The sequence below is a fragment of the Mycobacterium sp. 155 genome (assembly GCF_000373905.1).
Taxonomy (GTDB): domain Bacteria; phylum Actinomycetota; class Actinomycetes; order Mycobacteriales; family Mycobacteriaceae; genus Mycobacterium.
This window is the reverse complement of sequence record NZ_KB892705.1, coordinates 1,300,749-1,320,562: the sequence shown is the minus strand read 5'-3', so window position 1 is coordinate 1,320,562 and position 19,814 is coordinate 1,300,749. Positions and strand designations below refer to the sequence as shown.

At 64.3% G+C, this 19,814-nt stretch carries 16 protein-coding genes and 2 pseudogenes; 14 read left to right on the top strand and 4 right to left on the bottom strand.

Going from position 1 to position 19,814, the window contains the following annotated elements; translation table 11 throughout:
- The first annotated feature begins 64 nt into the window (after positions 1–64).
- Together B133_RS0106105 and B133_RS0106100 are read left to right on the top strand one after the other, a co-directional pair.
- Complete coding sequence (locus B133_RS0106105) at positions 65–544, top strand: nucleoside deaminase (protein ID WP_018599837.1); 480 nt, start codon at positions 65–67, stop codon at positions 542–544.
- Positions 537–1,844: an alpha-amylase family protein gene (locus tag B133_RS0106100; protein WP_018599836.1), complete on the top strand. Its 1,308-nt coding sequence runs from the start codon at positions 537–539 to the stop codon at positions 1,842–1,844. The genes B133_RS0106105 and B133_RS0106100 overlap by 8 nt, the downstream gene beginning before the upstream one ends.
- Here B133_RS0106100 and B133_RS0106095 read toward each other — a convergent pair.
- Positions 1,828–2,277: a DUF1810 domain-containing protein gene (locus tag B133_RS0106095; RefSeq protein ID WP_018599835.1), complete on the bottom strand. Its 450-nt coding sequence runs from the start codon at positions 2,275–2,277 to the stop codon at positions 1,828–1,830. The genes B133_RS0106100 and B133_RS0106095 overlap by 17 nt on opposite strands.
- A gap of 92 nt (positions 2,278–2,369) precedes the next feature.
- Here B133_RS0106095 and B133_RS0106090 point away from each other — a divergent pair, with 92 nt between their 5' ends.
- The 7 genes and pseudogenes from B133_RS0106090 to B133_RS0106065 all read left to right on the top strand — a co-directional run bounded on the left by B133_RS0106090 (position 2,370) and on the right by B133_RS0106065 (position 11,419).
- A complete protein-coding gene (locus B133_RS0106090) occupies positions 2,370–4,538 on the top strand; it encodes an adenylate/guanylate cyclase domain-containing protein (RefSeq protein ID WP_018599834.1) in 2,169 nt (722 codons plus the stop codon).
- The gene (locus B133_RS0106085) at positions 4,535–5,935 is read left to right on the top strand and encodes a mechanosensitive ion channel domain-containing protein (protein WP_018599833.1); all 1,401 of its coding nucleotides are present in this window, start codon (positions 4,535–4,537) and stop codon (positions 5,933–5,935) included. The genes B133_RS0106090 and B133_RS0106085 overlap by 4 nt, the downstream gene beginning before the upstream one ends.
- Positions 5,936–6,144: 209 nt before the next feature.
- Complete coding sequence (locus B133_RS0106080; RefSeq protein WP_369751484.1) at positions 6,145–7,095, top strand: esterase family protein; 951 nt, start codon at positions 6,145–6,147, stop codon at positions 7,093–7,095.
- A 490-nt stretch (positions 7,096–7,585) separates the two neighbouring features.
- On the top strand, positions 7,586–10,072 hold the full coding sequence (locus tag B133_RS0106075; protein ID WP_036418976.1) for a plasma-membrane proton-efflux P-type ATPase: 2,487 nt from the start codon (positions 7,586–7,588) through the stop codon (positions 10,070–10,072).
- Positions 10,069–10,458, top strand: coding sequence for an STAS/SEC14 domain-containing protein (locus B133_RS0106070; RefSeq protein ID WP_018599830.1), 390 nt, complete (start codon positions 10,069–10,071; stop codon positions 10,456–10,458). The genes B133_RS0106075 and B133_RS0106070 overlap by 4 nt, the downstream gene beginning before the upstream one ends.
- A 33-nt stretch (positions 10,459–10,491) precedes the next feature.
- A pseudogene (locus B133_RS25280) lies at positions 10,492–10,747 on the top strand (winged helix-turn-helix domain-containing protein); the annotation flags it as partial.
- A gap of 195 nt (positions 10,748–10,942) precedes the next feature.
- Positions 10,943–11,419, top strand: a complete 477-nt coding sequence (locus B133_RS0106065) for a MarR family winged helix-turn-helix transcriptional regulator (RefSeq protein WP_026256036.1) — start codon at positions 10,943–10,945, stop codon at positions 11,417–11,419.
- Between the two features lies 1 nt (position 11,420).
- Here B133_RS0106065 and B133_RS23275 read toward each other — a convergent pair whose 3' ends face one another.
- Positions 11,421–11,720, bottom strand: coding sequence for a hypothetical protein (locus tag B133_RS23275; RefSeq protein WP_026256035.1), 300 nt, complete (start codon positions 11,718–11,720; stop codon positions 11,421–11,423).
- A 486-nt stretch (positions 11,721–12,206) separates the two neighbouring features.
- Here B133_RS23275 and B133_RS24295 point away from each other — a divergent pair, with 486 nt between their 5' ends.
- Positions 12,207–12,980, top strand: a complete 774-nt coding sequence (locus B133_RS24295; protein WP_157625791.1) for a hypothetical protein — start codon at positions 12,207–12,209, stop codon at positions 12,978–12,980.
- 26 nt (positions 12,981–13,006) lie between these two features.
- Positions 13,007–13,276, top strand: coding sequence for a hypothetical protein (locus B133_RS0106040; RefSeq protein ID WP_018599825.1), 270 nt, complete (start codon positions 13,007–13,009; stop codon positions 13,274–13,276).
- A 50-nt stretch (positions 13,277–13,326) separates the two neighbouring features.
- Here the strand turns inward: B133_RS0106040 and B133_RS0106035 are convergent, their stop codons facing one another.
- Positions 13,327–13,602 (bottom strand): STAS/SEC14 domain-containing protein, encoded by a 276-nt coding sequence (locus B133_RS0106035; RefSeq protein WP_369751483.1) that lies wholly within the window; start codon positions 13,600–13,602, stop codon positions 13,327–13,329.
- Here B133_RS0106035 and B133_RS25275 point away from each other — a divergent pair.
- A pseudogene (locus B133_RS25275) lies at positions 13,538–13,675 on the top strand (hypothetical protein); the annotation flags it as partial. The gene B133_RS0106035 and the pseudogene B133_RS25275 sit on opposite strands and share 65 nt — an antisense overlap.
- Before the next feature lie 193 nt (positions 13,676–13,868).
- On the opposite strand, the gene B133_RS0106030 reads toward B133_RS25275, so the two are convergent.
- Positions 13,869–14,885: an AraC family transcriptional regulator gene (locus B133_RS0106030; protein ID WP_018599823.1), complete on the bottom strand. Its 1,017-nt coding sequence runs from the start codon at positions 14,883–14,885 to the stop codon at positions 13,869–13,871.
- Between the two features lie 110 nt (positions 14,886–14,995).
- On the opposite strand from B133_RS0106030, the gene B133_RS0106025 reads away from it, so the two are divergent.
- Positions 14,996–17,335 (top strand): arylsulfatase, encoded by a 2,340-nt coding sequence (locus tag B133_RS0106025; RefSeq protein WP_018599822.1) that lies wholly within the window; start codon positions 14,996–14,998, stop codon positions 17,333–17,335.
- A 108-nt stretch (positions 17,336–17,443) separates the two neighbouring features.
- Positions 17,444–19,795 carry an endopeptidase La gene (lon, locus tag B133_RS0106020; RefSeq protein ID WP_026256032.1) on the top strand — a complete coding sequence of 784 codons (2,352 nt, stop codon included), beginning with the start codon at positions 17,444–17,446 and terminating at the stop codon, positions 19,793–19,795.
- Positions 19,796–19,814 lie beyond the last annotated feature (19 nt).

Sequence of the window (19,814 nt, the reverse complement as noted above, 5' to 3'; positions counted from 1 at the left end):
GTCGGTATGTGGTTGACCGTCGTTGTGCCCCGGACTCACCGCCGCCCATCGTAAACTCGCGACCGTGGCCATCAGCGACACCGACCTCAAGCACCTGCGCAAATGCATTGCGCTCGCCCGTGAAGCTCTCGACGCTGGCGATCAACCGTTCGGATCGATCCTGGTCGACTACACCGGCACCACGGTGTTCGCCGACCGCAATCGGGTCAAGGACGGCGACGAGACCCAGCATCCCGAGTTCGCCATCGCTCGATGGGCAGCCGCACACCTGAGCCCGCAACGACGGGCTCGCACCACGGTGTACACCTCCGGCGAACACTGCCCGATGTGCTCGGCGGCCCATGCCTGGGTCGGGCTGGGCCGCATCGTGTATGCCAGCTCCACGGCGCAGCTGACCGAATGGCTCACCGAATGGGATGCCCCACCGGCGCCGGTGGCGCCGCTGCCGATCACCACAGTGGCGCCGGGTGTCGAGGTGGACGGCCCGGCCCCCGAACTAGCCGAAGAGATGAAGGATCTGTACGCAGCGAAGTTTCGTGCCTGAGCCCGGGTGGGTGGCGCACGCCATCTGGTGGCAGATCTACCCGCTGGGCTTCGTCGGCGCGTTTCCCGCCGAGCCGCCGCCAGCCCCCGACGAGCACCGCCTGCGCCGCGTCGTCGAATGGCTCGACCACGCCGTCGAACTCGGCGCCTCGGGCATCGCGCTGGGGCCGATTTTCGCCTCGCGCACCCACGGTTACGACACCACCGATCACTTCCGCATCGATCCGAGACTCGGCGACGACGCCGATTTCGACGAGCTGGTGGCGCAGGCGCACCGGCGCGGGCTGCGCGTGCTGCTCGACGGCGTCTTCAATCACGTCGGCACCGACTTCGCGCGGTACCGCGAAGCGCTCGACGGCGGGCCGGACCACCCGGCATCGGCGTGGTTCCGTCGCCGCGGGCCGGAATCGCAGTTCGACACCTTCGAGGGACACGGCGATCTGATCGCGCTCAACCACGCCAACCCCGAGGTGGTGGAATACACGGCAGGGGTGCTGCGGCACTGGTTGGGCCGGGGTGCGGACGGCTGGCGGTTGGACGCCGCGTATGCAGTGCCCAACCGGTTCTGGGCGCGGGTATTGCCGCGAGTGCGTCAGGACTACGCGGACGCGTGGTTCGTCGGTGAGGTGATCCACGGCGACTACTCGGCCACGGTCAGCGCCTCCACCTTCGATTCCGTCACCCAGTACGAACTCTGGAAGGCCATCTGGAGCAGCCTCAACGACGGGAACTTCCATGAGCTGGACTGGGGACTGCAGCGCCACAATGGTTTTCTCGACACGTTCGTCCCGATGACGTTCATAGGCAATCACGACGTCACCCGGATCGCCAGCCAGTTGACCAACCCGGACCATCTCGAACATGCGCTGGTCGTCCTGCTCACCACGGGCGGAACCCCGAGCATCTACGCGGGTGACGAGTCGGCCTACCGCGGTGTCAAAGAGGAGCGCCGCGGTGGGGACGATGCGGTCCGGCCGGAATTCGATTCTCCCCCTGAGGATTCCGACGCCCTGCGATTCCACCGCCATCTGATCGGGTTACGTCGGCGCCACCCGTGGCTGCACACCGCGACAACGGCCGCGCTGAAACTGACCAACACGCAGTACATCTACCGAAGCACCGCTCCCGAGGGAACACTGATCGTCGCCCTCAACGTCGACGACGTCGCGCTGACAGTGTCGCTGCCGGATCTGGGAGTGCCGTCCGGGACGGTGATCGCAGGCTCCGGCGCCCCGTCGCACACCGATATCGTGACCACCGAGGTGGGCCCGCACGGGTGGCTGATCATCGAGCCACACTGAGCATCTCAAGCGTCACCGGATCACCGAGTCCGTTGTAGAACTTGTCCAGTACGGCCCGGAAGTCCGCCAGCTCGTCGGGGTCTGTGGCAACTGCCGCGAAGAGCGTCATGCAGGACTGGACCTTGAGGCAGTCTGGCCAGCCGAAGATCTGTTCGGCGGTGCGTCCGTCAACCGCGGCCGCCAACCGCGCGCATTCCCGCAACCGCGGCCCCAACGTCGGGTGGTTCAGATAGTCCAGTGCCTCCCGCTGCGACGCGATGCCATAGTGGTGCGCCGTCGAGCTGCGGCCGAGCCCACGTAACTGCGGGAAGATGAACCAGATCCAGTGACTGCGCTTGCGGCCGTCGGCCAACTCGGCGAGCACGGTCGGGTAGACGCGCTCCTGCACCTCGGTGAAGCGACGCAGATCATCCGAGTCGTCTTCGGTGACCATATGTCGAATGTCGCACAGATATCCTCCGACCGGCGCGGACTTGGCGGGAAAGCGCTGAGCTCGCCGAAGCGCACAGCTAGTGTTCCCTTTCGATGACGACCGCAGCCGAACCCCCTGATCCGGAGACGCCCGCGCGCAGACAGAGGCACCAGCGCCGCCGCATCCTGTCCCGGATCAGCATTCAGTCCAAACTGCTGGCCATGTTGTTGGTGACCAGCGTGCTGTCGGCCGCCGTAGTCGGAGCCATCGGATATCAGTCGGGCCGGAGCTCATTACGCGACTCGGTGTTCGATCGGCTGACCGAGATACGTTCGGCTCAAGCGCGTCAACTGCAGGCGGAGTTCAGCTACCTGCGGGATTCACTGCTGGTGTACACCAGGGGCACCAACGTCATCGACGCCACACGGGCGTTCACGGCCGGATTCGACCAGCTCAACGACGCCGTGATCACGCCCGCCCAGCAGCAAGCGATCATCGACTACTATCAGAACCAGTTCGCCAAGGCTGAGAAAGCCCAGACCGGCAACGAAATCAATGTGGCCGCAGTGATGCCCACGTCGAATCCGCAGAAGTATCTGCAAGCCAACTACATGGCACCGTTCAGTAGCTGGGATGAGTCGCTGAAGTTCTCCGACGCTCACGATGGCAGCGCCTGGTCAGCGGCCTGCGCGCGGTTCAACGACTATTTCCGCACCATTATTGACCAGTTCAAATTCGACGACGCCCTACTGCTCGACACCCGAGGCAACGTGGTGTACAGCGCCTACAAGGGCGTCGACCTCGGCACCAACGTCTACACCGGCCCATACCGGGGTGGTGCGCTCACCGATGCCTACCGGCGGGTCATCGCGTCGAACTCCATCGACCACGTCGAGGTCACCGATTTCGGGGACTACCAGCCGTCCGCGGCTCCGACCGCATGGATGATCTCGCCGGTCGGTAACGAGGGCCGCGTGGAAGGTGCTCTGGCCCTGCAGTTTCCGATCACCGGTGTAAACCGGGTGATGACGATCGACCGGAAATGGGGACCGGCCGGCATGGGCGCGACCGGTGAGACGTTCCTGGTCGGTCCGGATGGGCGCATGCGATCAACCTCTCGGCTCTTCGTCGAGAACCAGGATCAGTACAAGCAGGACGTCGTCAATGCCGGCACGCCGCCCGACCTCGCGGAGTTGGCGATTCGCCAGGGCGGCACCACCCTGGTCCAACCGATAGTCAGCGAAGCAGCGCGACGAGCTCAACGCGGCGAGACCGGCACCCTCATCGAGATCGACTACCTCGGGCAGGAGACACTGCAGTCATACGCGCCGGTGAACCTGCCCGGTCTGAATTGGGTGATGATCGCCAAGATCGATACCACCGAGGCGTTCGCCCCGGTGACGGCATTCACCCGGACCCTCGTACTCTCGACCGTGGCGATGATCTTCGTCGTATGCATCGCCGCCATCGTGCTCGCACGGTTCTTCGTGCGGCCCATCCGGAGGCTGGAGGCCGGTGCCCGGCAGATCAGCTCAGGAGACTACGGAGCATCGCTACCAGTGCTGTCCCACGACGAATTCGGTGATTTAACAGTCGCTTTCAACGAAATGAGTCGTAATCTGCGGGTCAATGAGGATCTGCTCGAGAAGCAATGCAACGAGAACGACCGGCTACTGCGGACGATGATGCCCGAACCGGTGGTCCAGCGGTACCGCGAAGGCGAGGAGACCATCGCCCAGGACCACCAGAATGTTTCCGTCATCTTCGCCGACCTCATCGGCCTCGACGTGTTGTCCGCCAACCTGAGTTCTGATGAACTGCTGAACATCGTCAACAAGCTGGTGCGGCAATTCGACGCCGCCGCGGACAAACTCGGCGTCGAGCAGGTGCGCACCCTGCACAACGGATACCTAGCCAGCTGCGGGCTGACTGTCCCCAGGCTCGACAACGTCCGCCGCACAGTGGATTTCGCAGTGGAGATGCAGCGCATCGTGGACCGGTTCCGCACCGAATCCGGCTACGACCTCAGGCTGCGGGCAGGCATCGACACCGGTACCGTCAGCAGCGGCCTGATCGGCCGGTCCAGCCTCGCTTACGACATGTGGGGCGCTGTGGTGGACCTGGTCTACCAGGTCGGGAGCGACTCACCGCGACCCGGAATCTATGTGTCCGACCGCGTGCGCGACGCGACCCTGGATGTCCGGAAGTACGCCCCGGACGGATCGATCACCATCGCCGACACCGAGGAACCGATCTGGCGACTCGCGGAGCGTCAGCAATGAGAAGCGTGTTGGAGACCGATTGGTTCTACTGGGCACTGGGAGTTGCGATCGGGCTGCCCGTCGGGCTGGTATTACTGACCGAGTTACACAACACGCTGACCCGCCGTGACAGCTATCTGGCCCGGCCGATCAGCCTGCTACGCAACTACATTCTGCCGCTGGGCGCGCTACTGGTCCTGCTGGTAAAGGGCGGCGATATCTCAGGCGAGACCACCACCGTACGCATCGTCGCCACGGTGTTCGGCGTCGTGGTGATGATCCTGCTGCTCTCCGGGCTCAACGCGACCCTGTTCCAGGGCGCCCCGAAAGGCAGCTGGCGCAAGCGAATTCCATCGATCTTCCTCGATGTCGCACGGTTTGCGCTGATCGCGATCGGCATCGGGATGATCTTCGCATACATCTGGGGGGCCAATGTCGGTGGTTTGTTCACCGCGCTGGGCGTCACCTCGATCGTGCTCGGTCTGGCGCTGCAGAATTCCGTGGGCCAGATCATCTCCGGTCTGCTCTTGCTGTTCGAGCAGCCGTTCCAGCTCGGCGACTGGCTCGATACCCCGTCGGCCCGCGGCCGCGTCGTCGAAGTCAACTGGCGGGCAACGCACATCGATACCGGCAGCGGGATGCAGATCATGCCCAACTCCGTGCTTGCCGAGGCTTCGTTCACCAACCTGAGCCGGCCTGAACTGTCCCATTCACTGAGCATCGTCAGCGTATTCCGCGCATCGGATCCGCCCGACCGGGTGTGCGAGCTGCTCACGCACACGGCCCTGCAGTTGCCGCAGTGCCGCAGCGGTGCGGTACCCCGGGCCGTGCCGCTCGGCGGGAACCAGTACAAGACCACCATCCCGCTACGCGGTCCTGCCGAAGACACCGCCGCCCGGGCCACCTTCCTGCGCTGGATCTGGTACGCGGCGCGGCGCGCGGAACTCCACCTGGACGATGTCGATGACCACTTCGGCACTCCGGAGCGGATGGCCAAGGCAGTGCGGCAAGTCGCCCCCACCTTCCGGCTCAACCACACCGAACAGCAAGACGTTCTCGGTCACGCCAGTCTGACGCGATTCGCCGCGGACGAAGCCGTCGAGACCGTGGGCGAGGTGCCCGAGCAAATGAGTTTCATCGTGCAAGGACAGATCCAGGTGACGGCAATCGGCGATGAGGGCACCCTGATTCCGGTGCGGGTCCTGCGCCAAGGCGATTTCTTCGGCCAGACGACACTGACGCGGGAGGCAGTACTGGCGTCGGCCCATGCGGTCGGGGAAGTAACGGTCCTCCAGATCGAGCGGGACTTCTTGGAGGAACTGGTGCTGCGCAACCACCGGCTGTTGCACGACATCGACCGCGTAATCGAGGAACGCCGGGCCCGCGTCAAGCATGCACTTGCTGCAGCGGCGCGCTGACGATCTCGGTGCCGAGTTCCAATCGTTAGCCAACCGCGATGCGCGGCGCGGCGTTGTTACGCGTGTGACTGATGTGGCCCGTGATTCACTTTGCACGCAAAAGCGACGGCAATTGCTTGTGGCATGCGAAGAAAGGTGGGTTGGTTGCCGTTATGAAGTTCCTCAGAGACATGCGTGGCACGACAGCATGGATCGCGTTGCGCCGACTGATGGTTGGTGTCATCGCGATGCTGACGCTGCCCGGATTAGTCGGTATCGCCGGGGGGTCGGCGACCGCTGGAGCCTTCTCACGGCCAGGGCTGCCCGTCGAGTACCTCGATGTGTTCTCTCCGTCGATGAACCGCAACATCCGTGTGCAATTCCAAGGCGGCGGACCGCACGCCGTGTATCTGCTCGACGGTCTGCGGGCTCAGGACGACTTCAACGGCTGGGACATCAATACCGCGGCGTTCGAGTGGTACTACGAGTCCGGCCTGTCCACGATCATGCCGGTCGGTGGGCAGTCCAGCTTCTACACCGACTGGTACCAGCCGTCGAAGGGTAACGGGCAGGACTACACCTACAAGTGGGAAACGTTCCTGACCAACGAGCTACCGGCCTGGCTGGCCGCCAATCGTGGTGTGTCGCAGACCGGTAACGCCGTCGTCGGTATCTCGATGGCCGGTAGTGCGGCACTGACTTACGCGATTTACCATCCGCAACAGTTCATCTACGCGGGAAGCCTGTCCGGCTTCCTGAACCCCTCCGAGGGCTGGTGGCCGATGCTGATCGGCCTGGCGATGAACGACGCGGGCGGTTACAACGCCGAAAGCATGTGGGGCCCGGCCACCGATCCGGCCTGGAAGCGCAACGACCCGATGGTCAACATCAACCAACTGGTCGCCAACAACACGCGCGTTTGGGTCTACTGCGGCACCGGCACCCCTTCGGATCTCGATTCCGGGGACAACGGCGGCAACCTGCTGGCCGCACAGTTCCTCGAAGGGCTGACCCTGCGCACCAACGTCACGTTCCGTAACAACTACATCGCGGCAGGCGGCAACAACGGGGTGTTCAACTTCCCGCCGAACGGCACGCACAGCTGGGGCTACTGGGGGCAGCAGCTGCAGGAGATGAAGCCGGACATTCAGCGGGTACTGGGCGCGCAGTCCGCGACCTAGAAAAGATCCACCCACCCAGGGAGCCTGCCGTTACCCCCCGAACGGCAGGCTCCCTGTCCATATGCGGGACAGGCCCGCCGCGCCCGTGGCGGGCCGTCACTTGGCCGAGAGCTTATGACACTGTCGCGCGAATAGAACCTGTCGGGCAGGACACCGAGCGCGTCCGCCATCAACGGCGTGAACGTCATCACGGGCCCGACCATCATGACGGTCTACAGGGCGACGAGCTCCCAGACCGACGGTGCCGGGTAGATGCCACGCACTGTAGTGCTGCAGCAGCGAACCCGACATCGGGACTACGACGGCCATCCTCGACACCATGCGCTGACGAAGCCGGGCAGGTGACTCTTGTTGTGGCATCGCAGTACTTTCGGCCCTGCCGGACGAGCTGTCTCGGTCGGACGCTGGAGTTGCGTACTTTCATGCCGAACGGCGTTCGTGGTGAGGCGCGGACAGTTGTTATTCATTGTGGCTCGTGGAGGACATCGACATGGCGACCGGTGAAGGCGACCTGATGACGACTCCCCTTCCACAACTGTTCGCTGATCTGGACAGCTCGACGCAGGGGTTGACAACGGCCCAGGCACACGCGCGGCTGCAGCGCCACGGAGCCAACGAGATCGCCGAGCGGCGCCGCAACCCGGTACTGGTTTTCCTGGGCTATTTCTGGGCGCCGATCCCCTGGATGATCGAAGCCGCGCTGGTGTTGTCAGTGCTGGCTCGACATTGGACCGACGCGGCGATCATCGCGGTGCTGCTGGCGATGAACGGGCTAGTGGCCTTCGCCGAGGAGCACCAGGCCGCCAATGCGATCGCCGCCCTCAGACGGCGCCTGGCCTCCTCGGCGCGGGTGCTGCGCGACGGTGCGTGGGCGACGGTGGCGGTGCGCGAGCTGGTGCCCGGCGATGTGGTGCGGGTGCGCATCGGGGACGTGATCCCCGCCGATCTGCGAGTGCTCGACGACGTCACCCTGGAGGTGGACCAGTCCGCGTTGACCGGGGAGTCTCTGGCTGTCACCCGCGGGCAGGGACAGAGCTTGTTGTCGGGTGCGGTGCTGGTCCGCGGGGAGGCCGATGCGGTGGTCTGCGAAACCGGGACATCGTCGTATATGGGGAAGACCACCGCGCTGGTCGAGACCGCGGGCAGCGTGAGCCATTTCCAGCGCGCGGTGCTGCGGATCGGCAACTACCTGATTGTCATTGCCGTCGCGCTGGTCGCACTGACTGTGGGGGTGTCGCTGGTGCGCGGCAACCCGGTCCTGCAGACCCTGGAATTCGCGCTGGTGGTCACCATCGCCTCGATCCCGGTGGCGTTGCCCGCGGTGTTGTCGGTGACGATGGCTGTAGGCGCCCGCCAGCTCGCCCACCAGCAAGCGGTGGTCAGCCACCTACCCGCAGTCGAGGAACTCGGCGGCATGGACCTACTGTGCGTGGATAAGACCGGCACCTTGACGCAGAACCGACTCGCCGTGGCCACCACGTGGACCGCATCTGGCGTCTCCGATCACGACCTGCTCACGGTAGCCGCATTGGCCTCACGCGCCGAGGACAACGACCTCATTGACCTTGCAGTGCTGGCCGCCGCCGGCGACCTACCGGCGGTGGAGGTGGAGCAGTTCACCCCATTCGACCCAGTCAGCAAACGCACCGAAGCTACGGTGCGCGACCCCGACATGCAGGGGTTTCAGGTCAGTAAGGGAGCCCCGCAGGTCATCGCCGCGCTGTGTGAACATGATGGCGCCAGCGGCGAGGTTCCCGGGGTGGTCGAACGGTTCGCCAGCCACGGCTACCGATCCTTGGGTGTGGCGCGTACCGACGTCGACGGATCCTGGCGCCTGATCGGCGTGCTGGGGCTGGCCGACCCGCCCCGCGAGGACTCCGCCCAAACCATCACCGCCGCACAACAACTCGGCGTCGAGGTCAAGATGGTCACCGGCGATCAAGTCGCCATCGGCCGCGAAATCGCCCGCCGGGTCGGGCTGGGTCCGCAGATCCTCGATGCCGCCACACTAGACACCGCCGGCGGCGAGGACGAACTGGGTCATCGAGTGGCGACCGCCGATGGGTTCGCCCAGGTGTTTCCGGAACACAAGTACCGTATCGTGCGGCTATTACAAGCCCGTGGGCACATCGTGGGCATGACGGGCGACGGGGTCAACGACGCACCCGCGCTCAAACAGGCCGACGCTGGCATCGCCGTGGCCGGGGCCACCGATGCTGCCCGTGCGGCCGCCGATGTCGTCCTGCTGGCCCCGGGCCTCTCGGTGATCGTGGCCGCTATCCGTCAAGCTCGCGAGATCTTCGCCCGGATGAACAGCTACGCCATCTATCGCATCGCCGAAACCATCCGGGTGCTGCTGCTGATCACCCTGGCGATCGTGATCTTGAACTTCTTCCCCGTCACCGCCGTAATGATCGTGCTGCTGGCGCTGCTCAACGACGGCGCAATCTTGGCCATCGCCTACGACCACGTTCGCGGCTCACCCAAACCTGCCGCATGGGATATGCGAGCGGTACTCACCATCGCCACCACGCTCGGCGTCATTGGCGTCGCGCAAACATTCATTTTGTTCGTCGTCGCGGACAAGATCTTCGGGTTGGACCACGACATGATTCGCAGCCTGATCTACCTGAAACTTTCTGTCGCAGGGCATCTGACCATCTTCGTCACCCGCACCCGAGGCGCCTTCTGGTCGCGTCCGGCGCCCGCTCCTGTCTTGCTCGCTGCGGTCCTCGGAACGCAGGCCCTCGCGACACTGATCGCCGTCTACGGAGTATTGATGACACCGCTGGGCTGGGGCTGGGCCGGCGTCGTGTGGGGCTACGCGCTGCTGTGGTTTTTCGTCAATGACCGCGTCAAACGCGCCGTCTACCACTGGCTTGAGCGCCATCCCCGGCAGACCCGCCACCGCAGGGAGCCGGTGCTATCGCCGCTGGCCGGAATCGCACCGACCGCATCAACTGAGAGGACGTCATGATCGAGGCATTGACCGGATTTCCCGACAACGTCGCCGCCTTCGTGTGGCACGGGCATATCACACAGGCCGACTACGAAGCCGTTCTGATACCCGATGTGGAGCAACGGCTGACGCGCCACGACAAGGTGAGGATTTTCTACGAGATTGCCCCCGACTTCGCCGGCGTTGACCCGGACGCCGCGTGGGAAGACACGAAAATCGGTCTTGCACACTGGTTTCGGTGGGAACGACTGGCAGTCGTCACCGATGTGGAGTGGATCAAGCACACCATGAAGATCTTCGGCTTCTTGATGCCCGGCGAACTGCGCGCGTTCCCGCTTGCGCAAACCACGCTAGCCCGCAACTGGATCACAAGCGATGAGGACACGATCGCCGAAGGAGACTAGCCGTGAGATTACCCGAATCTAGACTCGTCATCGGTGCGCAACAAGGATGCAGTCCTCACCAAATCGGATATCCTGCAAAATGTTTGGGCTCCGCCATACAGGCGGTGAGAACGCCGCCGAGATCTACATCGGCTGCCTCCGCCGTAAGATCGACTTTCCCTTCGGCACCAACACGATCCAGACGATCCGCGGCATGACCCGATTTCCGCGGCGCCTTCGCCCGCTACCAAAACCCGCTTGCGTACCCACAACCCCGGTGCAGACTGCTCGCGCAACGCCATATCGGTGATTGGATGATCCGGCACCAGCTGCACGACGACCTTCAACTGCCGGACTACACCATGTAAAAGCCCGACAGGGACGAGACGTTGCGAGGCCGACGGGGTGCCACCGCCCCGTGAGACAGTGGCATTGTGCAATAGTTAATTTCTGCCGGGTTGTATTCCGGATATTTCTGTGGGCAGACGCGATCGAGAGGATGCGGGTGACAGTCCGGAGCAGAGCGTCGGTCCAGGATTCGGTGGATGCGATCACCGACGCCCTGGTAACCGCATCGCGACTGCTGGTGGCCATCTCCGCACGGTCAATCGCCGAGGTCGATGAATCGATCACCATTCCGCAGTTCCGGGCATTGGTGATTCTGTCGTCGCGCGGCGCCTCGAACCTGACCGAGCTGGCCAGATTGCTCGATGTGCGCCCCTCGACGATTGGGCGCATGGTTGACCGTTTGGTCGCTTCGGGGCTGATCGACCGGCGCCAGCATCCGAACTCGCGCCGGGAACTCGTGGTGGAGTTGACTCCTCGCGGGCACGAGGTGGTCGATACGGCGACCGCACGGCGGCGTGCGGAGATCGCCCGTGTGGTGCAAGCGATGCCCGAGCCGCAACGGCGCGGGCTGGTATCGGCGCTGACGGCCTTTATTGCAGCAGGTGGCGAGCCACCCGCCCACCTCGGCATGTGAGCTATTGGACGGCGCGGGTGACGACCGCTTCGTAGGCATGCTGAGTGTCAGGGTCCATACTCGGCCCGAATTCCATCACGACGTTGGCGATGAGGAACCGGTGATTCGTTGATCCTGCATATGTTTCGGCTGCACCGGTAGTCGGGAACGTACTCACGGACACCGTGTCGGAATCGATCTTGTCGACACATCCGATCAGCGGGCAATCGTGTGCGGTGACGTCACGCTGATCGGGCACCGACAGCCCGGCCTCAGCGATCAGCAACACGAGATCAGCGGCGCGATAGGGATTGATCGACACTCCCGACGATGATTGGGACACCGCAGTGCCGACGTGAGGCGATTCCGCAGTGCTGCAGCCGAAGACGAGGAACGTGAGAGCGCCCAAAAGTGCGCCAAACCCCGTGCGTCGCAGCGCGACACATTCAGGCACCGGCGTGGACCAAGCGCTCATCGGTCCACGCACGGGTGGGTGTCGGTCCAGAGCTGCGGGCCGGCACCAATCGATCACCGATCACCTCGACCGGCATTCTCTACATTGTTGCATAATACGATCATTGCACTGTCTGATAATCGTAGGCGTATATAGTCCGACCCCCGGCAGCGGGATGGAATGCGGAGGGACAGCCACAGTGAAGATCACCCGACATGCGATGCGGCACCGATTCGCCGCAAGCCATTTGATCCCACGCGTGCTGGGCTTCTCCGTCGATGGTTCTGCGGCTGACTTCCAGACCGTCGGAAGGCACCTACCGTTTGTGCGGTTCGTCTCCAGAATCCCGCCGGCGTGACCACCCAGCGCCCCCACTTCCACCACCCTCGATGGCGCTGGGGATACCGCACCGCGACGCGCCTGGCCGCCACGGCCATGGTGCTGGCGGCGCTCGTGAACGCCTGTCAGGCCGCACCTCCTGACCGGCGACCTCATGTCACCCGTCTGGCGAACATCCTCGCCCGCATGCCCGGAGTTCGCACAGTGAACAGCCGAGTAACCGACCGTCCAGCTCAAGGATGGGTGTCATTCACCATCACCGCGGAACCCGCCCAGGGCATCACCGTGGCCCAACTGGCCGCCGTGGCCGATCGCTACCTGCAAGACCTGCACCTGGTCGACTACACGGGCTACCGGTCAGAGCTTGACGTCATCGACGGCTGGAACCTCTTCGCGATCGACGGCGGCGAACTGCCTATCGTGAACGACCAGCAGATCATCGCCCAGGCACGCGACTGGGTCGCTCTGCGCCACCAATTCCCTGCCGCCACCGTCCAACTACGTGCCACCATTGCCCACCCTGGCAACCAATCCCCATCCGTGATGCAGGGCAATCCAACATCGCCAAGATCCAACTGCCCGACGACGCTGACTACACGGACGCCGCCAGCGCCGCCGCGACCCTGGCCAAGCAGTTCCCTCAACTGGCCGGACTCACCTGGACCATCAGCACCGGCAGCCAGCATCCCGCCGATATCAAGACCTCGCGGCGCTATCCCAGCGCCGCCGAACTCGACCTGTGGCGACGGGTCAACGCCGACCAAACTATCCCCCACACCAACCAACTGACCATCAACGGCCGTGTCGCTGCACCGGTGTGGATCGCCGCGCAAACCCGTTCCCACGATCCCACCGAGGCCATCACACTCGCGCGACAGCACCTACCGCTCCTGCGCGAACTCCCCGCACCGGTGCTCTACACCAGTAGCGACCAAATCCAAGGTCACATCACCGGCGACGGACGCGCCACCGCACCCGTCGCCATCACCGTCGGCGGCTGCACCGACCGCGACACCCTCGTCTACCACTCCCCACCCGCCGAGCAAGAACTCATCACCGCTTACGAAAAATGTCCGCACCCTTGACAACCCACGCAATCTCCCCGATAGGCCGCCGCGGCGGGACTACCAGGGTGCTACGAGCCGCCGCTGATCCACGCTCGGGCTTGTTCGAGATGCCCGCCGGGGAACTGTCGGATCTCGGCTGAGATGAAATGCGCGGCCAGATGTTCGGCGAGATCACCGAGGTGCGAATCGGTGACAACCGCGATCTTCTTCACATGCTTGTGATGATCACGTACAAAACGGATATGGGTCACCATCGCGCCCAGGCTGTCCCACCCCGGGAAGCGCGGCGCATCGATGATCAGGCCGGCCAGATCGCCGTGGGCCTCGATCTGCGGATCGACCACCTGTGCCAATTTGACGAAATCGTCCTTGTCGAGCGCCGCGTCGGGACGCACGAGGACGATCGAGTTCTTTTGATCCAAATTGCAATCGAGCATCATGCGCTCCTCGATGTCGGGGTGTGATACTGCCGTCATCGTGCCCCCTGCTGACAACACTCGAGAAGAGCACAAGGTCACCGATGTCGAGGGCGATCATCATGAGTCACCTTGCGCTTCAACCCTATCGATATCGCCGTACCGGCGATCTGTTGCAGCGTGATCTCTACTCGTCAGATCCGCGGCACCGGATCGATACGGGTGTTGCGGTAAGACGTCGGCGTCATACCGAACCACCGCTTGCAGGCGCGGGTGAGCACACTTTGCTCGGCGTAACCGAGTTGCCGGCAGAGTTGATCGAGGCTCAGGTCAGTATCGAGCAATAGACGTTGCGCCGCTTCGCGGCGGGCTTGGTCGACCAGTCCGCCGAACGTGACGTTCTCGGCCGCCAACCGGCGTTGCAGGGTCTTGGGGTGCACACCGATGTGACGGGCGATGTCGGTCAGCCCGACAGCACCGGTCGGCAGTAGTTGACGCACCAGGGTGCGCACCAACGGTCCAGTTGCAGGACTGAACTCACCGATGACGCGGCCGAGGTAGTCGACCGCCGTCTGATGGGCAAGTTGGTCGGTGGGCAGCGGCCGTTGCAGATCGATCGTGCGCAGCGTGAAGCCGGCAATCGATTCGGAAAATGTTGGCGGACAGCCGAAGTAGCGTTCATACTCATCGGGCGGAGTCAGCCCAGCATGGGGCAGGTGCACGGCGACCGGCCGGTAGCCAGCGCCGAGGAACAGACGCAGCACCCGCAGGGTGACGCCCAACGACAGCTCGATGGCCTGGGCCTGCGGCGGCGCTGGATCGAGGAGATATTCGAACTCGAAACGGCGCAGTTCTGGGTCGAGGTGTGCGGTCACCCGTGCGCTGATCGACGGACTGTAGGCGGCCATGAACTTGTCGAAAATCAGAAAGGCGTCGGCCACCGTGGCGGCGTTGCGCCCCGCCAGCCCCACCGGACCGAGGATCTCGATGCCCTGGCGCAGAGCCAGCCGCTGGCCGAAGTCGGGGATCTCGAGTGCAACGGCGGCATCTTCGAGCATCCGGGCCCCATTCGGAAGGGAAATGAACCGGTCGTGACGACCGATGTCGTCGTAGGGGATGTGGGCGGCAGCCACCAATGCGCGACTGTCTCCGCCGAGTTCGGCAACAAGCTGGTGAAAATCCGTGAGCGCAGTCCCTCGAATCACTGCCATGTCCCACAATGTCAAAGATTCGTCCCGGAATGTCAAGACGGCAGGTAGGGGTTTGCTGCACAGTGGATGGCCGGGCCTGGGTGACGTGCCAAACCGAAGAAAGGAACACGGTGTCGAACGTGCAGAGTGATCGGTTGGTGGCGCCCGTCCTGCCGGGCGGTGGCGTATTGCCTTTCGCCCCAGTGCCGTCGGGCAGCATCGCCGGCCGGACGTTGCAGGAGTCGACGTACAGCCCGCGGACGGTACCGCAGCGCCTGCACGATGACTCGCCCAACATCGTCATCGTCCTCATCGACGACGCCGGACCCGGCTTACCGTCGACATTCGGTGGTGAGGTGACCACTGCCACGCTCGACCGTATCTGTGCTGAAGGTGTGTCTTACAACAGGTTTCACACCACGGCGATGTGCTCGCCGACCCGGGCCTCCTTGCTCACCGGCCGCAATCACCACGCGATCGGCAACGGTCAGATCGCCGAACTTGCCAACGACTGGGACGGGTATGCCGGCAAGATCCCGCGATCGAGCGCCACAGTTGCCGAGGTGCTCAAGCAATACGGCTACGCGACATCGGCCTTCGGCAAGTGGCACAACACCCCGGCCGAGGAAACCACCGCCGCCGGGCCGTTCGACAACTGGCCCACTGGTCTGGGCTTCGAATACTTCTACGGTTTTCTGGCCGGTGAGGCTTCGCAGTATGAGCCGAACCTGGTGCGGAACACCACTGTGGTCCCGCCACCCAGAACTCCGGAACAGGGCTACCACCTGTCCGAGGATCTGGCCGACGATGCCATCTCCTGGCTGCGCCGACACAAGGCGTTCAACGCCGACAAGCCATTCTTCATGTATTGGGCCAGCGGGTGTCTCCACGGCCCGCACCACATCATGAAGGAATGGGCGGACAAATACGCCGGCAAGTTCGACGACGGCTGGGACGCATACCGGCAGCGGGTATTCGAACGTGCGAAGGACAAGGGCTGGATTCCGCAGGACTGCGAGTTGACGCCCAGGGACGAATCCCTCGCCGGTTGGGACGATATCCCCGACGACGAGAAGCCATTCCAGCGTCGCCTGATGGAAGTCGCGGCCGGCTATGCCGAACATGTCGACGTCCAGGTCGGCCGCATCACCGACGAGCTCGAATCACTGGGCTACGCCGAGAACACGTTGTTCTTCTACATCTGGGGCGACAACGGCTCCTCTGGCGAAGGCCAGAATGGCACGATCGCAGAACTGTTGGCGCAGAACGGCATTCCCACTACCGTACGCCAGCACATCGATGCCCTCGATGAACTCGGCGGCCTTGACTGCCTCGGCTCCCCACTCGTCGACAACCAGTACCACGCCGCGTGGGCGTGGGCCGGTAGCACGCCGTACAAAGGCATGAAGCTGCTCGCATCACATCTGGGCGGTACACGCAATCCCATGGCAGTGCGCTGGCCGCGAAAGATCACCGCCGAGCCCACGCCTCGCGACGTGTTCTTGCACTGCAACGACGTAGTGCCAACCATCTACGACATCGTCGGTATCGAGACTCCGCAGGTGGTCAACGGCGAGCCGCAGATGCCGCTCGCAGGAGCAAGTTTCGCCCGGACGCTCGGCGACCGAAACGCGCCCGGCGGCAAGAAGACCCAGTACTTCGAAATCATGGGCAGCCGCGCCATCTACCACGACGGCTGGATGGCCTGCGCCCGCGGCCCGCGGCTCCCGTGGCTACCCGGAATGCCTGAAGGCATCGCCACCTGGACCCCCGACAACGACCAGTGGGAGCTATACCACCTCGACGAGGACTGGTCACAGGCCAATGATCTCGCCGACCAGATACCCGAGAAACTCGCCCAGCTGCGGGAGATGTTCATCGTCGAAGCCGCCCGTAATGCGGTGTTGCCCATCGGTGGCGGCTTGTGGGTACCCGTCTATCACCCCGAGCTGCGCATCGCTCCCCCGTATCAGCAGTGGGAGTTCTCCGGCGACACGGTACGCATGCCGGAGTTCTGCGCACCGGCACTGGGCAACAAGAACAACGTCGTCACCATCGATGTCGACATCCCCGCCGCCGCCAACGGAGTGCTCTACGCCCTCGGCGCCGCGGCAGGCGGGCTGACTCTCTATCTCGACGACGGCTACCTCTGCTACGAGTACAACCTGTTCATCCTGTCGCGCACCAAGATCCGCTCAGCCGAAAAGGTGCCACCGGGACGTGCCACTCTCACCGTCACGACGCAATATGCCGAACCGCGCCCAGCCGGCCCACTGAACATCAGCATCGCGCGCAACGGTGAAATGATTGCGAGCGGTCAGGTACCGATCAGTGCACCGCTGCTGTTCACGGCCAACGACTGCCTCGACATCGGCACCTGCCTGGGTTCGCCGGTATCGCTCGACTACCGCGAACGCGCACCGTTCCCGTTCGAAGGCCACATCCAGCGCGTCCACGTCGCCTACACCTGACCCACTCCTGCGGCCGCAAAGGCAGGCTCCGGCAGGGCCGAATTCATCTCCGGGAACAAACCAGCGCCTGACAGGGTTGAGTGCATCAGACTGAACTTTGGAGGTTTGATGTCCGAACCAATTTCTGTGCCGGTGTTGTTCGTCGAAGAACCGATCCTGCTGCCTGGCATGGTGGTGCCGATCGAGCTCGACGACGCTGCGCGCGCGGCTATCGAAGCAGCACAAGCTGCAGCTCCGACCGGAGAGTCCGGCAAACTGCTGATCGCGCCACGCCTGGATGACCGCTACCCCACCCATGGCGTGATCGCGTCGATCGTGCAGGTTGGCCGCATGCCCGGTGGCGGTGCCGGCGCCGTCGTCCGTGGCGAGCGGCGCGCTCACATCGGGCCCGGCACCACCGGACCCGGTACCACCCTGTGGGTCGAGGTGGATGAGGCGCCTGAGCCCGAGGCCACCGACGAGACCAAGGCGCTGGCCGCCGAATACAAGAAGCTGCTGCTGGCTATGCTGCAGCGCCGCGAGGCGTGGCAGATTGTCGACGTGGTCAACAAGATCACCGACCCATCCGCCCTGGCGGACACCGCCGGCTACGCGTCGTACCTGACCGACGTCCAGAAGCGTCAGCTGTTGGAGACCGCCGACGTGGCCGAACGGCTGCGTGTACTGATCGACTGGACCGGCGAACACCTTGCCGAGGTCGAACTCAACGACAAGATCGCCGAGGATGTCCGGGCCGGGATGGACAAGCAGCAGAAGGAATTCCTGCTGCGCCAGCAGCTGGCCGCCATCCGCAAGGAGCTGGGTGAATCGGATGAACACGACGCCGGTTCCGTCGACGACTACCGGGCGCGCGTCGAAGCCGCCGATCTGCCGGAGAAGGTGCGCGAAGCCGCGCTGCGCGAGGTCGGCAAGCTGGAACGGTCCAGCGAGCAGAGCCCAGAGGGCGGCTGGATTCGCACCTGGCTGGACACTGTGCTGGAGCTGCCGTGGAACGTCAAGACCGAGGATTCGACGGACCTCAAGGGTGCCCGAGAGATTCTCGACGCCGACCACCACGGGCTGGACGACGTTAAGGACCGCATCATCGAATACCTGGCCGTGCGAGCGCGACGCACCCAGCGCGGCATGGCCGTCGTCGGCGGACGGGGGTCCGGTGCCGTAATGGTGCTGGCCGGTCCTCCGGGCGTCGGCAAGACGTCCCTGGGTGAGTCCGTCGCTCGCGCATTGGGCCGCAAGTTCGTGCGCGTCGCCCTGGGCGGCGTGCGCGACGAAGCCGAGATCCGTGGACACCGGCGTACCTATGTCGGCGCGCTGCCGGGCCGTATCGTGCGGGCCATCGGCGAGGCCGGCTCGATGAATCCTGTTGTGCTGCTGGACGAGATCGACAAGGTGGGCTCCGACTACCGCGGCGACCCGTCGGCCGCGCTGCTGGAGGTGCTTGACCCCGCGCAGAACCACACGTTCCGCGACCACTACCTGGAGCTGGATCTGGACCTGTCCGACGTCGTCTTCCTGGCGACCGCCAACGTCATCGAAAACATCCCGTCGGCGCTGCTGGACCGGATGGAGCTGATCCAGCTCGACGGCTACACCGAGGACGACAAGGTCGCCATCGCACGGGACTATCTGTTGCCCCGGCAGGCCGAGCGCGCGGCACTGACGGCCGATGAGGTTACGGTCACTGACGCAGCTTTGCGCAAGATCGCCGCGGACTACACCCGAGAGCCGGGTGTGCGGCAATTCGAGCGGCTGCTGGCCAAGGCACTGCGCAAGGTCACGACGGTGCTTTCCCGCAGGGACTCGGCCGAGGCCCCGATCGTGATCGACGAGCCGGATCTGGTCGAGTACCTGGGCCGTCCGCGGTTCACGCCGGAATCCACCGAGCGCACCGCGGTGCCGGGGGTGGCGACCGGTCTGGCCGTCACAGGTCTGGGTGGCGACGTGCTCTACATCGAGGCGAACGCCAACGATGGCGAGCCAGGGCTGAAGCTGACCGGTCAGCTGGGTGACGTGATGAAGGAATCAGCGCAGATCGCACTGTCCTACGTGCGTGCGCACGCCGAGCAGTTGGGCGTCGACCCCAAGGCGCTCAACCGGCAGATTCACGTCCACGTACCCGCCGGGGCGGTGCCCAAGGACGGCCCGTCGGCGGGTGTCACGATGGTGACTGCTCTGGTGTCGATGGCAACCGGGCGGCAGGTCCGCGGCGATGTCGGCATGACCGGTGAGGTCACTCTGAACGGCCGCGTGTTGCCCATCGGCGGCGTCAAGCAGAAACTGCTTGCGGCACAACGGGCGGGGCTGAAGACGGTCTTCATCCCGCAACGCAACGAGCCCGATCTCGATGAGGTGCCCGCCGAGGTGCTCGAGGCACTGGAGGTCAAGCCGATGACCGACGTGGCCGACATCATCGCGCAGGCGCTCGAGCCGGCCGAGCAGTTCGCGGCGGCTGCGGCGTAATGCCCAAGTAATACCCGGT